This window comes from Pseudomonas sp. K8 (assembly GCF_014889455.1).
Lineage (GTDB): Bacteria > Pseudomonadota > Gammaproteobacteria > Pseudomonadales > Pseudomonadaceae > Aquipseudomonas > Aquipseudomonas veronii.
Window position 1 is genome coordinate 16832 of the sequence record NZ_VJWO01000020.1, and the last position, 15505, is coordinate 32336.

4 protein-coding genes are annotated in these 15505 nt (G+C 65.8%); 1 reads left to right on the forward strand and 3 read right to left on the reverse strand.

What is annotated here, in order from left to right; all coding sequences use genetic code 11:
- Positions 1 to 33 precede the first annotated feature (33 nt).
- The 3 genes from INT12_RS15690 to INT12_RS15700 form a co-directional block, all read right to left on the reverse strand.
- Positions 34 to 5112 (reverse strand): NEL-type E3 ubiquitin ligase domain-containing protein, encoded by a 5079-nt coding sequence (locus tag INT12_RS15690; RefSeq protein WP_193058910.1) that lies wholly within the window; start codon positions 5110 to 5112, stop codon positions 34 to 36.
- An 82-nt stretch (positions 5113 to 5194) separates the two neighbouring features.
- Entirely contained in the window at positions 5195 to 8296 is a 3102-nt protein-coding gene (locus tag INT12_RS15695; RefSeq protein ID WP_193039699.1) for a transglycosylase domain-containing protein, read from the reverse strand.
- A 73-nt stretch (positions 8297 to 8369) separates the two neighbouring features.
- Positions 8370 to 13571: a hypothetical protein gene (locus INT12_RS15700; RefSeq protein WP_193058911.1), complete on the reverse strand. Its 5202-nt coding sequence runs from the start codon at positions 13569 to 13571 to the stop codon at positions 8370 to 8372.
- 481 nt (positions 13572 to 14052) lie between these two features.
- On the opposite strand from INT12_RS15700, the gene INT12_RS15705 reads away from it, so the two are divergent.
- Positions 14053 to 15471: an amino acid permease gene (locus INT12_RS15705; RefSeq protein WP_017844578.1), complete on the forward strand. Its 1419-nt coding sequence runs from the start codon at positions 14053 to 14055 to the stop codon at positions 15469 to 15471.
- The last annotated feature ends 34 nt before the right edge of the window (positions 15472 to 15505 follow it).

Below are 15505 nucleotides of genomic sequence, written 5' to 3' on the forward strand. Positions count from 1 at the left end.
GCAGGCGCGGGCATGCGCGCGCCTGCAGTGCCCTCATGTGTCGGACAACGGCGCCCGGTTACGCTGTTGAGCGGCGTTTTTCAGGGCTGTGCGGGTCAGGTCGCGCATCCAGTCCTTCTCCTTGTAGCCCAGGTCGTTGAGCAGGCGGTTGTAGAGCGCGTCGCTGATCGGCGTGTCGCTGAGCACGAGGTTTTCGGCCGTGTCCAGTTCGTCGGCCAGGGCCTTGAGCTGCTCGGCGAGCCGGGCTTTTTGCTGCGGCTCCTGTTCCTCGCGCCATTGCGCCTGCAGGGTTTGCAGGTCGTCCAGGCGGTAGAACTTGTGCGTGTACTCGGTGAGATTTTGTTGATAGCGGTTGTCGTAGGTTTCCTGCAGGAAGGTCTCCCAATACGGCTCAAGGAGGATCTGGTTGACCAGGCCGTCGCCCTGGCCCATTTCCCTTACCGTGGTGTACGCCTGCTGGATGCGGTCCGGGCTGACATTGGCGGTGTCGCGGTAGAGCATGTGGTCCGACAGCCAGGGCAAATCCAGCCTGTTGGCCAGGGCGGTCTGGTAGGCCAGGTGGATATCCACTTCGTCCACCGCGCCGGCCTCGCCGTCCACCAGCTCGGAGCGCAAGCGCTGGCCTTCGCCGCCGGCGTCGATGGGCCGCAGGCGCCGGGCGACGTCCGCCTGGGCCACCAGGTTCAGGTGCTTGAGGCGCGCCGCGCCCTTGGCCAGGGTCACCAGTCGGCCTTCGAGTTCAGCCAGTGACGCGGAAAAGCGCCGGGCTTCGCTGGCCATGACCTCGATCCCCATCTCATTGAAAATCTGCGCGCCGCCGTCGCCGCACAAACCGGGGAAGCTCGACAGCTTGAACAAGCGCTCGCGCAGGGCGCTGTCGGCGTGGGTGGCGTTGATCAAGCGCCATACCCGTTGCGTCAGCTCCGCTTGGTTGCGGGCGTAGCGCTGCTGGTCCTGGGGGTTCTCGAAAAACTCGGGCGGCTCAAGCAGTTTGATGACTTCGAAAAAGCCCTGGGAGCCGTGTTCGTCTTCGACGGCGTCCCACAGCTGCTCGCGGACAAGCCGGGTGTTGGCGTCGACGCCTTCCAGCCAGGGATCGCTGCTGCCCTGGGGCTCATAGGTGCGATACGGGTCCAGCCCGGCCTCGCTGCGGTAGCGTTCGTACAGAGTGCGCTGATCGTCGTTCAGCGTGTTGCGGTCCAGGCGGGTGCGCGCCACGGTGCGCGCAGCCGTGGGTTCCGGCGTCAGGGTGGGCAGGGCGCGGATCGGGTTGCCGCTCAGGTTCAGGTCGAACGCATCGTTCCTGGGGTGGGCAAACAGGCCACGGGGCCATTGGCCGATCTGTGTGTGGCTGAGGTCGAGGCGGCGCAGGTTGGGCATGCGCGTGATGTCCGGCGCGAGGCTGAGCGGGTTGTGGCTGAGGATCAGGACTTGCAGGCGGCGCAGGTTGCGCAGGCGCGTCACGTCTTCGGGGAACAGGGCCAGGCGGTTGCTCGCGAGGTTGAGGTTGCGCAGCAAACGCATCGCGCCAAGCTCGACCGGCAGGCTGGTCAGGTGGTTGTCGCTCAGGTCCAGGGAGTGCAGCGCCGGGAAGTGCTTGAGCAAGCCGCAATGGGTTTGCCCGACGCTGCTCTGGCTCAGGTCCAGGAACGTCACATGTTCAAAGTTGACGGTCAGCGCGGGCAGCGATTCGGGTAACGGCATGCCGTTCAGGTCCACGCGCGCGCCGTGTTGGGTGCGGCCCCAATCGTCGGTGTATTCGGCGTAGCGGTCGGCCCAGGTCTGTTCGAGGAGCAGCGCCAGGCGTTTGCGGCTGGCCAGTTGTTGACGCTCCTGGACGCTGCCTTTGGGGTGATGGGTGGGCGATTGTTTCCAAGTCTGCAATTGGCTGTGCAGGGTTTGTTTCTCCAGGGTCAGGTCGTTCAGGGTGGTGCCCAGTTGGTCGGTGGGGATCGCCTCGATAAAGCGGCTCAGCCGTTGCTCGCTGAGGCTCGGAAACAGGCGTTGCAAGACCTCCCTGGCAAACGTCGCCGGGTGATCGGCAGGCGCGGCGCGGCAGCGGCTGAGCAGCGGGCCGCCGAGCAACTGTTGGGTGTGCCGCTCCATCACCCGGTGAGTCGCCGGCTCAGCGAGGAGCGTGCGGCGCTCGGCCAAGGGTTCCAGGGCGGTCATCAGCCAGTGCCGCAGGTCTGCGCCTTCGCCGGGGCGGTAACCCAGCCCGCTGTGCGACGCGGCGGGCAGGCTCGACAACACGGCTTCGTACAGATTGGCCGGGCTGTGCAACGGTTGGCCGGCGCCGTCATAGACCGCATAACCGAGGCTGTTGTGGACCAACACCCGGCGAGTGGTGGCAGTGTCCGGGCCGGCCTGGCTGCGCAGGGGGCCGGTGACGGCGCCGTTGCGGATTTCAAGGTGCAGGTCGCTGAGCACGTCGGCGTGCAATTGCAGGGTCTTGAGTACCAGGGTTTCCGTGGCCGGGCTGGGCGACGCCGGTGGATAGAAGCCTTCGTAGGCGCGTGCCGCCTCGGCGGCCACGTGCAGCTCGTCGGCCAGGTTGCGCAGGCGCAACGGCCCGCGCCGGTGCGCGGCCAGGGCCTGGCGTTCGGCGGGGCGGGCGGTGTCGAGCAGGCGGCGGGCCAGGCTCAGGTCGAGGTCGGGATGGTCGTGGCGCAGGCTGATAATGCCGGGGTCGTCGCTCTCTTCACGGGCGCGGTAGACCGCCGGGGCGATGTCGCGGCTCTGGCTCAATACGTAGTCGGCCAGTTGCTCGCGCAACGCGTGTACCCGCTGCGACTTCGGCACCTCGGCGCCCAGCAGGCGGGTGATTGCCGCTTCATCGAGAAAGCCCAGCACCCGTTCCGGCAAGTGCCCGGACAGCACTTCGCCGAGGCTGATGCGCAAGGTGTCGGCGGCGCTGGCTTGCGCAGCGCCATAGCGGTGCGAGCTGCCGCTCAGGTCGGGCTTGAGGAACACTTGCAGTGCTTTGTTCGGGGGCCAACCGTCGAGTTCGGTGACCATCTGCTCGAACCAGTCCGAACTCGGGTCGGCGCTCAAAGCCTGCCCGGCGCGGATTTTTTCGCTGGCCGCCTGGATGGAGTCGGCCGCTTCGAGCCGTTTGAGGCCGGCATCGAGCAACGGTGGCAGTGTTTCGTTGTACTCGTACATGCGGCGTAGGGCGCCGTCTTCGGTGGCGCTGGCGACCCTTAGCTGTTCCAGCTGCGTGTCACTGAACGGTTGCACCCGATGCCCGAGACGTCGCAGCAACTGCGCACGCTCCCAGGTGCGCGGGCGTTCGCCCTCGTGGGTCGCCGCGCCGTCGCCGTTCAATTGCAGGCGCGGGCGGTAGGCGTCCGGGCGATCGGGGTGGACCACGCGGTGCGCGTCGCTGAGCGGGTCGTATTGCACCTCCAAGTGATGCTCGCCCAGGGCCAGCAGGGTTTTGCCGTCATGCTGATGCAGGCCCGCGGGCGACGGTATCGAATCGGCGGGGATCGGGGTTTTCCGGGCGAACGCGCTGATGTCCGGGTTCCACAAGCGCCGGCTGCCGTCGGCCCGCTGCACCGGGACCAGGCTTTCGATGAAGGGCGAGAGCTTGAGCCGCGCCAGCTGACCGATGTGGCCGCCCGCGGCAAACAGGGCGAACTGGATCACGCTGTCGGCCACCCCCGCCACATGTTCCCAGGCTTCGGTGCGCCGGCCTTCGCTCCAGTCGACGACGCCTTCGCACACCTCGTCCATGATCTGGTAGGCGCTGTAGACCAGCATCAGTTCGCCGAGCACCGGCACGAAGGGCGTCAGCACCAGCAACGCGGCATTGAGGAGGTCGGCGAGCATCTGCTCCAGGTTGTCCCACCAGGCCCAGCGGGCGTGGCGTTCGACGTCGGTGCTGGACACGGCGATAGTCCGCGCATCGTTGACGATTTTGTTCAGTTGCACGCGAAACAGGTAGCTCCACAGGTTGTCCGCGTGGGGTGTCGGCGGGCGTTGGCGATAATCGTCCTGCCAGCGTTGCACGCTGAAGTGCAGGTTGGGGTCGCTGATCGGCGTGTCTTTCCAGCTCGGCCCGCTGTCGGTGCGGGCTTTTTGGTGCCATTGGATGTGGCTGAGGCGCGCATTGAGCCCGGCAAAAAAAGCCCCGCGCTCGGCATGGGGCACGAACTGGCTGAAGAACACCTGGTAGCGCGCCTTGTCGCGCAACTGACGGGTCAGTTCGGCCATGAACGCCTGGGGCGACGGGTATGCCTTGAGCGGGTGTTCGGGGTCGTCGGCGACATAGGCGATCACCCGAGGGCCTGGCGCGGCGATAAACAGCACGATGCCCACCAGCGCGACGTTCATCACGCTGAGGGTGTAGGCCTGGAGCGGGCTCGGCCGGTCGTTCAGCAGGTCAAGCATCAAACCGTGCGTATCGGGCATGAGGTCGCCCTTGGCCAGGGCCAGGTGGGCGGCGCTGTTCAACGCGGCTTTGTGGCGTGCGACCACTTCGTCGTGAACCGTGCGGGCCAGCGGCGGGTTGTTGAAGCCGAGCGCCTGGCTGAGCTTGAGTTGATACTGCGCGCCGAGATCCAGCTGGCGGCAAATAGCTTTGAACCCCTGCGCCGTGAGGCGGGCGCCGCTGGTGCGGTGGGTGATCGACAGCACATCGCGCTGGCCGCGTGCATCGCTCGGGCCGAGGAAGGCGAAGTCGAGAAAGTCGTCACTGGCGGCGAAGTTGCCCAGCGCCGCATCGAGCAATGACACGGTCTTGCTGGTCTGTGCGCCGCTGATGTTGATCTTCCACCAGGCCAGGTTGGCTTCGACATAGAGGCGCAGGTAGGTGTTGCGCACATCCACCGTGCCATAGTCGCGCAGGGCGTGTTTGAGCAGCGGTTCGGCGAAGGCGTACACATCGTTCAACCCGGCGAACCGTTGGTCCAGGCGGTTTTGTCGCTGCCAGTGCTCGGCAATCGCGGCCTTGAGCGGGGCCGGTGCGCTCAGGCTGTTGAGGCGCGCGGTTTTCAATGCGCCGAGGCGTGCGGGCGTGGCCTGGGTGAGCCAGGCCGGCAGGGCGTTGCGGATATGCGCGTAGTGGGCGCCGTTGAAGGCGCTGTCGAGTGACGGTAGAGCGGGCATGGATCAAGTCCTGTAAAGGGTGATCCATGAGTGTGTGTGGCGGCGTCGCGCCGCGGTGGCAGATAGGTAGTGCAGCCAGGCGTCAGGGTTGGCGGGCCAGGCACAGCGTCGGGTCGCCTGGTTGCAGCAGCGGGTTGAGCATCGGCGCCATGCCCTTGAGCACCTGCACCGGCAAGGCCGAGGTGAAGGTGAAGTGCTGCGCCGACGCCCCCGGCACAAACGCGGTGAGGGTGCCGAAGTGATGCGCGCCGATGTAGAACACGAAGGTCGCCGTGCGGTTGATCGATTTCGAACTGAGCATGCGCCCGCCGGGCCCCATGGCCTCGATGCGGTTATCGCCGGTGCCGGTTTTGCCGCCCATCGCCAGCGCCGTGCCGTCCGCCAGTTTGAAGCTGCCGGCCACTCGCTTGGCGGTGCCGGCGTCGACCACTTGCGACAGCGCGCCGCGCAACGCCGTGGCGACTTCGCTGGGCAGCACCCGTTTGCCGCGGTTCGGGTCGTTGACCACGCGGGTTTCATAGGGCGTGCCGCTGGCGAATTGCAGGCTGTCGATACGCAGCACCGGCAAGCGCACGCCGTCGTTGAGGATGATGCCCATCAGTTCCGCAAGGGCGGCGGGGCGGTCGCCGGAACTGCCGATGGCGGTGGCCAGCGACGGCACCAGATGGTCGAACGGGTAGCCCACGGCCTGCCAGCGCTGGTGGATATCGAGGAACGCTTCGATCTCCAGCATGGTGCGGATCCGGCTGTCACGCGCACTCTGGTGACGGCTCTTGAACAGCCAGCTGTAGACCTCCTGGCGTTCGAATTCACTGGCTTTGACGATTTTGTCGAAGCTCGCCTCAGGGTGGTTGAGCAGGTAGCCCAGCAGCCATAGGTCCAGCGGATGCACCTTGGCGATATAGCCCTGGTCCGGCAGGTCGTAGGCGCCGGGGCCGTAACTCTGGTAGAGCCGTTCGAGGCGCTCGTCGCTGAGCGTGTCGGGGGGTTTGAGGTTTTTCAGGTGCGAGCGCACGAAGGCGTTGAAACTCGCCTGGCTGGCCTGGGGCAGCAAATAACGGTGGACGGCGGCCAGGCGGATCGCGGTGGGGTGCAGGCTGTCCATGAAGGTGTCGAGCCGGGCCTGGGTGTCTTTGTGGCGGTATTTTTTCCAGAACTTGAGCAGGAACGCGGTGCCTTCGTGGTCGGCGAACTTGGCCAGGTATTCCTGGCGGCGCGGGTCGTTGTCGTCCTTGAGCAGCCGTGCGCTGTTGTCTTCGCCCGAATAGGTGGTGTAGCGCACCAGGTCGCGCATCAGGCGAATGAACGGCAGGTTGATCGACTCGCGCAGGGCATCGCGCAAGGTCGGGTTGCGGCCGTTGTCTTCGTTGCGAAAGTTATGGAAGCGGTGCAGGCCGCCGCCGGTGAAAAACGCCTCGCCGGGGCTGGCCGAGTAGGTGCGGTCGAGGGCGGCGTCGAGCATCTTCGCCAGGTCGCGGTCGCTGTGCTGGATCAGGTAATTCAGCGCCCAGCGCGAGAGCACATCCTGCTCGGGCAGCTCGACGCTTTTCAGCTCGGCGGGCGTGCGCGCCTGGTAGCGTGCATGCAGCTCGGTGACGATCTGCAGGTAGGTGGTCAGCACCCGCAGCTTGGCGGTGGAGCCCAGTTCGAGTTTGCTGCCTTCGTTGATATCGAACGGCTGGTCGGTGTTGTCGGTCTGCACCCGCACGCGTGCGCCGTCGGGCGTCAGTTCGTAGAGGGTGAAGCTGTAGCGCACCTGCGGTGTGCTTTGCGGCGTCAGCAGGCGCGGGCCGAGCAGGCCCATCTGCGCGGCGAACGCCGGGTCGGCCAGGTGCTTGAGGTAGTCGGTGGCCTGGGTTTGCAGCGCGTAATGCAAGGTGCTGGTGGCCGACAGGTCGAGGCGGTCGAGGTCATACAGCGAGCGGTTGAGCAGGCTGGCGAGACGGCTGCGGGCGACGTTGATGGCTTTGTTGGTTTCTACCGGCTGGAGGGTCGGTTGCTGCTGCCAGTCGCGGTAGGTCACGTGGCTGGCGAGGGCTGCGGCGGACAAGGTGGCGGGGATCACCTGGTTCTGCGCGAGCAGGCGGATATGGCTGTCGGTCAATTGCGCCAGCTCTTCGCGACCTTTGGTCAGGTAGTGCGAGGGCCGGCGTTGGGCAATCATCAGCGACAGCACCTGGCGCAGGGCCAGGCCGCGTCTGGCCAGGCTCGCCGGGTCTTGCGCGCTGTCGCTCAGCGCCTGGTTGACCTGATTGAAGTCGGCGCCGTACCACACCCGCAGGCCTTCGGCCAGGCCATGCACTTCGCCGTGGCCCGGCACGGCGGACAACGGCACGCTGTTGAGGTAGTCGCGCACGATATTGCGCCGGCTGCCCGAGGTGTCCGGCCCGGCCTGGTAGGCCCGCACGCTGGCGGACATCATCTGGCGGACTTTCTCGCCGCCGGACAAGGTCAAGCCGTCGGGCGAATGGCGATATTTCTCGAGCTGCGTGGCCAGGGTGCTGCCGCCGGCGGTCTGCCCCGGCAGATGCAGGAGTTTGGCCACTTGCGACCAGGCCGCCTTGGCAAAGCGCGGCCAGTCCACCGCCGGGTTGGCCAGCGGTTGCGTGGGGTCCAGCAGGTCGCGGTCCTCAATGAACAACAGGCTCTGCACCACCAACGGCGGGACCTCGGCAAAGCTGGCGTAGAGCTGTTGCGGGTAGGTGAAGGCATACAGCGGCGCGGCGCGGCAATCGGTGATGCTCAGGCCGGCCTGGACTTTTTCCGCGTAGGGCACGAACAGCCCGTGCTCGGCATAGCCCAGCAAGGCCGGGGAGAAGCGTGTCTGGGCCTGGATCAGGTAATTGCGCTTGAGCAGGCGCGGTAGGAATTCATTCAGCGCGCTGTAGCCCAGGCGCCGGTCGAACGGGCCGTCGCCGGGGTACACGATGGCATCGCTGGCGCCGGGCTCCAGGCGATAACTGAGGGTGGCGGCCAACGGGCTCAGGTAGCGGGCCTGCAGGCGCGAGGTGTGCATTTCCACACTGGCGGCCCAGCCCAATGCCAGCAGCGCGAGCAACAGCACCAGCCACACCAGGCGCCACCACCCGGATCGCCGGCGGGCGCTGTGTGGCAATGGCAGTTGATCCGGGCTGTCGGTTGGCAGCGCAGCCTGTTTCGAATCGGTTTGCCATAAAGCGCCCATAGTCGATTCATCCATTTACGCAGATTGATCGGACTTGGGTGAAGCTTAGTCGTTGGTGACGAAATGTGTCGGCTCACGGCTGCGGGCGTTTCACGCCGTTGCGCAGCAGCGCCAGCCAGTTGCGGTCGTTGGCCTGGCCCCAGCGGTAGGTGCCGCGATCGTTGAAAAACACCGAAATGTCTTCCAGGTACCACATGTGCATTTTGACGTTGAGTTGACGCACGTAGTCGCTTGCCGGGCAGACGATGGCTGCCCAGGGGTCGCATATCCACAGGCCGACCCAGCCCGCTTCGCTGAAGTCCAGGGTCGAGCCCAGCGTCGCCGGCGGGTTCCCCACCACCACAAACGCGTGGGCGGGCGGGCTGGTGCCCCAGACGCGCGCGGCGCCGCCGTTGAACCTGATCAGTTCGCTCGCCACGTGGGCCATCTGGTCGCAATTGCCTGCGCCGGTCTTGAGGATCACTTCGGTGTAGTTAGGCTGGCCCGCCCGGCTGTACTGCCACATCACCAGCGGTTCGGCGATGGCCAGCCGTTCCAGCTCGTCGACCCCCGTGCCCACGATGTTGGCCGAGCCGATCCCGGTGCTTTTGACCAGCGCCACGGTGCTGGCCTGGGCCTTGCTGGCCAGGTACTGATTGAGGGTCTGGCCAGGCTGGGCGAGGTAGGGCGGCCAGGTGTCGAGTTTCAAGGGTGTGACGGCCACGCTCATGCCCAGGCGCTGCCCCTGATCGCTGGCGTTGAGCAACAACTCGCGCTGCTTGATAACCCGCAGGCCGCGTGACTGCTCGAGCAGGCGCTTGAGTTTGGCCGCACCGAAGCCGCGCCTGGCCAGTTGTTGGCTCAGTACCTCCAGGGTGGGCAGTGTGACCAACGGGCGGTTATGCACAAACCCGGCGGCGCTCAAGTAGTCGAGCTTGCGCTGGCTGAATGCGCGGATCAGCTGTTCGGGTTCACCGCCGAGGTTGAAGTCCAGGCGGTTGAACAGCATCGCCGGAGCGGGGGCGATGGCGATGCCTTCGTAAAAGACCCCAGCGTCGGCCTCCACGATAATCCGCGTGCCTCCCGCCGGGGTCAGTTCGATCGCCATGGCGCGCAGGGTTCGGCTGTCATCGGTGCCCACTGTCAGCCCGGTCAGCTCGACCACGCGCGTGTCGCGGTTGAGTTGATTGTCCAGCTGATTGTTGGGCAGGCCGAATTGCGCTTCGTTGGCGATGAGCCGACCGGTGAGCTGGGGCTTGTAGGTCAGCGGCGCGGTCCTGGCCACTGGCGTCAGTTCAAAGCTGGTGCCTTGGGGCAGCGCTTCGTACAGCCGACGGTTGTGGACCAGCTTGCGCGGGTCGGGGCCGACGGCGGGGGCGGGGATCAGGCGCAGGTGCTCGATGGCCTGGGCGCGGCGTTGCTGGATCGAGGCGTTGAACGCGGTGAGTTTTTTGGTGAAACAGATCAGTGGGATCGGGCTGCGTTTGCTGCGCGCCGCACCGCACAGGCTGTCGAAGCCTTCGGCGGCCTTGAAGTAGGCGGGCGAGGCCAGGTCGTCCAGGTGGGTCGGCGCCTGGTGCTCCAGGCGGAACAGGTTGTCGCCGTCGAGCAGGTCGGTGGCGTCGCGACGCGCAATCAGCAGCGGCTGGGTGGCGAACAGCCGTTCGCTGACCAGCACCTGCTGCTCGCGGGCATTCTGCATCGGCGCCACGCCAAGGGCGCTGTCCAGGCGAAAGGTGTGGCTCGGTGGCCCATAGGGTTTGCCGGTGAACGGGTGGCACGGGTACCAATATTTTTTGTGCAGCAGCGCGTTGATCCGCAGCAGGTCGCTGCCGCGCAGCAGCGTGCCGCTGCCGAGGTCGGCGCCGGCGAGCAGCCGGGGGTAGTCGAGCAGGAACCGGTCGGCGGTGCGACGTTGAACCTGTTCGATGGCCGTGTGGAGGATTTTCCGCGCACCGCCGCTCAGCCGGATCACCCCGCTGCGAGCCAGCCTGAACAGGCCCGGAAGGCCGTCCAGCGGGTTCAGCGCGGTGTTGAGAAAGGCGCCGCTCAAGCGGGCCAATTGCAGCAGTTTGATCGGCAACGGCGCGGTTTTTTTCAACACCGCCAGGGAGGCCGTGAGAAAGCGCTGGGTGGGGAACAGCAGCGCCAACAGGTCGATAAAGCAGGCGTAGCCGCCGTCGATGACACGGCGGGTGTCGCCGGAAGCGAGGTCCTCGGCGCAGGACCAGAACGGCACGAGGGCTTTGAGGCGTGTCCACAACCGATCCCAGCGCTGTTGCATCTGCTCGCGCTGCGTGGTCCCCCGGGCTTGCAGGTGCAAGGCGTCGACTTCGAGGAAGAAGTGCTCGCGCACGATGGCTTGGGCAATGGCGCGGTTGAGCGTCGAACCATAGGTCAGCGCCGCCGCCGTCGGCGGCTGGGCGGGGGGCGGGCTGAATGACCACAGCGTCTGCACAATGACCTTGGCGCGCACCCCAGGCCGTGGCGGGCGCCCGTTGGCATAGGCGTCCCAGTCCAGCGGCAGTTCATCGCCCATCAGCAGTTGGGTGACCGGGCGGGTGGCGTGGGGTGTGCCGGTGGCCACCGACATCAGCGTGCCGCCCTCGCGGAATGCCAGCGGTGCGCCGCGGCGTTTGTCGACGCGGTTCAACAGCGGGAACAGCTCGTATTCCTGCACCGCGCTGGGCGATGTGCCGCGCAGGATCACGCCCATTCGGGCACTGCGCGCCAACGCTTCCTCCGGGCTCAGCAGGGCGAGGTCTTTGCCGGGTTCTTTTTTCAGCACCAACAGCTGCAAGTCGGCCTGTTGCAGGTGGTGTCGGTCGGCCAGCGGCAGTTGCGCCAGCAGGTCTTCGATCAGGCTGCTGTAGGCCTGCTTCAGGCGTTCGATGTAGGCCGCGAACGCGCTGTCGAAGCGTTGATGGATGTTGCCCAGGCGCCCGAACGATGGGCGCAGTTGTGCCAGGTCCAGTTGGGGCTCGATGGACTGCCAGCGGCTGTCGCCCAGTTGGCCATCCATGTGCAACTCCACCAGGCTGTGCAGGCTGTAGTTCCGGCGCTCGTGATGGTGCATCGGGAAGCGCAGGCTGCCGCCGGCGAGCGGCGGGACGGGGCGCCACAGGCAGGCTTTGTCCAGCAGCGTCTGGTTGGGGAATAGGTTTTTCAGGTCGGCCAGGGCAATGCTGCGGCGGGTCGGTGGCGCGTCGGCAAAGGTGATCAGGGCTGCCTTCAAGGCGTGCAGGCGTTGGCTGAGGCGCAGCTTCAGCGCGTCGATTTCATGCGCGAGGTAGGCGGTGTTGTCGCGTTCGGGCAGTTCGCCCACGGTGATGGCCCAGTCGAGCAGGGTGCGGGTGGCGAGGTATTCGCGCCACTGTTGTTGCTGGCCGGTCGTGGCGGGCATGGATGCCAGGGCGAGCATGTCGTGGTAGCTCAACTGGCGCGGTGAGCCGGGCGCCATGGCCTGCGCGATCAAGACCCCTTGCTTGAAACTCATCCAGGCGATCGAGCTGCGAAAGCGCATCGTCGCGGGCAGCCCGCGCACCAGAAACTCCGGCGCGGCGCCGGCCAGCAACAGGTGGGCGGCGAGGGGCGCAGCGCGGGTGGAGACCTTGCAGGTTCGCACCAAATGCAGTTCCAGGTCTTGGCGCACTTCACCATGGGGCTTGCCCGCGTGGGCGCTCAGCTCGAAACCGGCGATGGGAGCGCCTGCTTCGCCGGCTCCAGGGTCGAGGTCGAGGATCAGGGCGCTCAACACCAACAGGTCGAGGCTGGTCTGGCTGGCGGCTTCGTCCGGGTGCTGGCCGTACCAGTGCAGCGCCGTCACCAGTTGTTGGCCCAACTGCCGCGCCGGTCCGCGCCGCAGCAGTTGTTTGAGCAAGTGGTCGGCCTGGGCGCGGATCGCGTCAGCACTCAGGTCGCCCAGCAGTGTGCCGCACAAGCGGTCAAGCAGGCGTGGGTGGCCTTCGGGCAGGCCGTGATTGGCGGTGGCGAGAACGCTGTGGCGCTGTTCGCTGAGCAGTCGCACCGGCGAGTGGGGCGTGGCGCTCAACAGCCCATGATAGTCGTCGAACTCGGGGCGGCGGGGCAGGTTCATCTCCAGGGTTTGCAGGGTGTCCTGGGCTTCGTCGACGCTGGTCGGTGGGGCAAGATCATGCTGTTGCAGCAGTTGCTGGAGGGTGAAGGGGCCGCAGATGGGGTGCGGGACAACGGCGGGATGGTGCGGCGCGCCGGAGTCCGGTGCGGGGTGCAACGTCACGCTGGCCGTGTCGATCACGTGGTCGTTGGGCGGGGCTTGGATCAGGCCTTTCAAGCACTCGGCCATGACGTCGCGGTCATGGTCCTGGGCCAGCCACTGCTGGTGCTGCATCAGGGCGAGATCGGCGTTGGCCAGGTCGCTGACCGGCAGCGTGGTCAACGCCGTCGACTGGCGCAGCGTGTCGATCAGCACGCGGGCTTCGGCGGGTGTGTCGGGCACCGGCAGATCATGGCAATTGAGCAGTTGGGCGAGGCTGAACTGGCCGCTCTGGTGGACAAAGCTCCCCAACTGCTCGGCGACTTCGACCAGGTGTTCGAGCTGGCCGTCCAGGGGCAGCGCCAGCAGTTGTTCGATGCCGATATCCGCCAGCCCGCCCCAGGCTTTTTTGCCGCTGAGCCGGCGTGTGGCGGGATCGAACATATACGTGCCGGGTTGCAGGCCGTCGACCGCTTCCAGCGCCAGGAACGACGGGCTGCGGGTGATGGCGTCGAGTAACGCGGCGCCGGTTTGCTGGGCGGTGGCCCAGAACGAACCGGAGTCGAGTTTGAAATAGCTCCTGTAGCAGGAAAACAGACTGAAATCGTCGTCGTCGAGCAGGGTTTGCAGTTGGTCGGCGATCTGTTGCCGGTCTTGATTCAACCGCTTCAACCCGTCATCCAGCCCCGCCTTGGGCTCGGCGAAACTGTTCGATTGATCGAGTGCCTGGGAGATCACCCTGCGCTCGCCGCGATGCTCGGGGTAGGGATAGCCATAGAAATTCAGCACCGATTGCGCCGGCAGTTCGAGCGGCGCGGTTTCGAGCGGCACGTCCAGGCCGGCCAGCTCCACCGGCAGGCGCGTGGCCCAGGCCCGCAGGTGTGGGCGGCTGAGTGCGCGGCGGTACACCTGCAGCCAGCAGCCCAGGGTGGAGTGCTCGGGCACGATCACTGTGGTGGAGTCGCCGTTTGTCAGGTGATTGAACAACGCGCTGATCAATTGGCCATCGGCGGCCAGGCGTCGTGCCCGGCCTTGTTGGAGTACGTCGAGGGTGGTCGGCATGGGGAGATCCTTTCGCTGGGATTGCCGTCCTGGCAATCGAAGCACCCCATGGTGAAGGGGCGGCCCGGCGGCGGGTATGGCGATGCTTCCCGTTCGGCCGTGGCCGGCTTCCGCGTTGTCCGCCCGATGGGCTGAAAGTATTGAAGCAGAGCCTTCGGCTGGGTATATACGGCCTAGGTAGGGGCATGACGCTGCACCAAAGCTGTGCAATACTCGGCGCGCGTCAAACGGAGAAAATCCTTACGCTATCCAGGTAATGCCCCTCCACAAAAGCCGCTTTTACCGCGAGTTCTCGCTGAATCTTGCCGTTTATTAAGTGAAAAACCCTGGGTTGAGCTTTTTATACTGCACCCCCGCTGAACTGGCCCTGGCCAGACGGGTTGGCCCATGAGGCGAACCCGGTGTGAGGCGTCCTGGCGGACCTGCTGTGACGTCGAGTACTCGGTGGCTTAATCCAATAACAAGACGAGGTTGTACCCCTATGCCAGTTGGCAACCACCTGCCTCATGGCGAGACCGCTCAGGGCGGCCCGCTGAAACGTGAACTGGGCGAACGGCATATTCGCCTGATGGCCCTCGGCGCCTGCATCGGTGTCGGCCTGTTCCTTGGCTCGGCCAAGGCCATTGAAATGGCCGGCCCGGCGATCATGCTCTCTTACATCATTGGCGGCCTGGCGATCCTGGTGATCATGCGCGCGCTTGGCGAAATGGCGGTCCACAACCCCGTCGCCGGCTCGTTCAGTCGCTATGCCCAGGATTACCTCGGCCCGTTGGCGGGCTTTCTCACCGGTTGGAACTACTGGTTCCTGTGGCTGGTGACCTGCGTCGCGGAAATCACCGCCGTGGCCGTGTACATGGGCGTCTGGTTCCCCGATGTGCCGCGCTGGATCTGGGCCCTGGCGGCCTTGATCAGCATGGGCACGATCAACCTGATCGCGGTCAAGGCGTTCGGTGAGTTCGAGTTCTGGTTCGCCCTGATCAAGATCGTCACCATCATCGCCATGGTGATCGGTGGCGTCGGCATCATCGCGTTCGGTTTCGGCAATGACGGCGTGGCGCTGGGGATTTCCAACCTGTGGGCCCACGGCGGCTTCATGCCCAACGGTGTGCAGGGTGTGTTGATGTCCCTGCAAATGGTGATGTTCGCCTACCTGGGCGTGGAAATGATCGGCCTCACCGCCGGTGAAGCGAAGAACCCGCAGAAGACCATCCCGAATGCCATCGGCTCGGTGTTCTGGCGCATTCTGTTGTTCTACGTCGGCGCGTTGTTCGTGATTCTGTCGATCTACCCGTGGAATGAAATCGGCACCCAGGGCAGCCCGTTCGTGATGACCTTCGAGCGTCTGGGCATCAAGACCGCCGCCGGCATCATCAACTTCGTGGTGATCACCGCTGCATTGTCGTCCTGCAACGGCGGCATCTTCAGCACCGGGCGCATGCTCTACAGCCTGGCGCAGAACGGCCAGGCCCCCGCGACCTTCGGCACCACCTCGCGCAACGGCGTACCGCGCAATGCGTTGCTGCTGTCGATCGCTGCGTTGCTGCTGGGCGTGCTGCTCAACTACCTGGTGCCGGAGAAAGTCTTCGTCTGGGTCACCTCGATTGCCACCTTCGGCGCGATCTGGACCTGGGTGATGATCCTGTTGGCGCAGCTCAAGTTCCGTAAGAGCCTGAGCCCGGCGGAACAGGCGGGCCTCAAGTACCGCATGTGGCTGTACCCGGTCAGTTCCTACCTGGCATTGGCGTTCCTGGTGCTGGTGGTGGGCCTGATGGCGTACTTCCCGGACACCCGCGTCGCGCTGTATGTCGGCCCGGTATTCCTGGTGCTGCTGACGGTGCTGTTCTACACGTTCAAATTGCAACCGACCCAGGTTGCCCAAGGCGTCGCGCGCTCGGCGTAACGCTTGTTCAAGGCGGCCTGTGGCGCACAGGCCG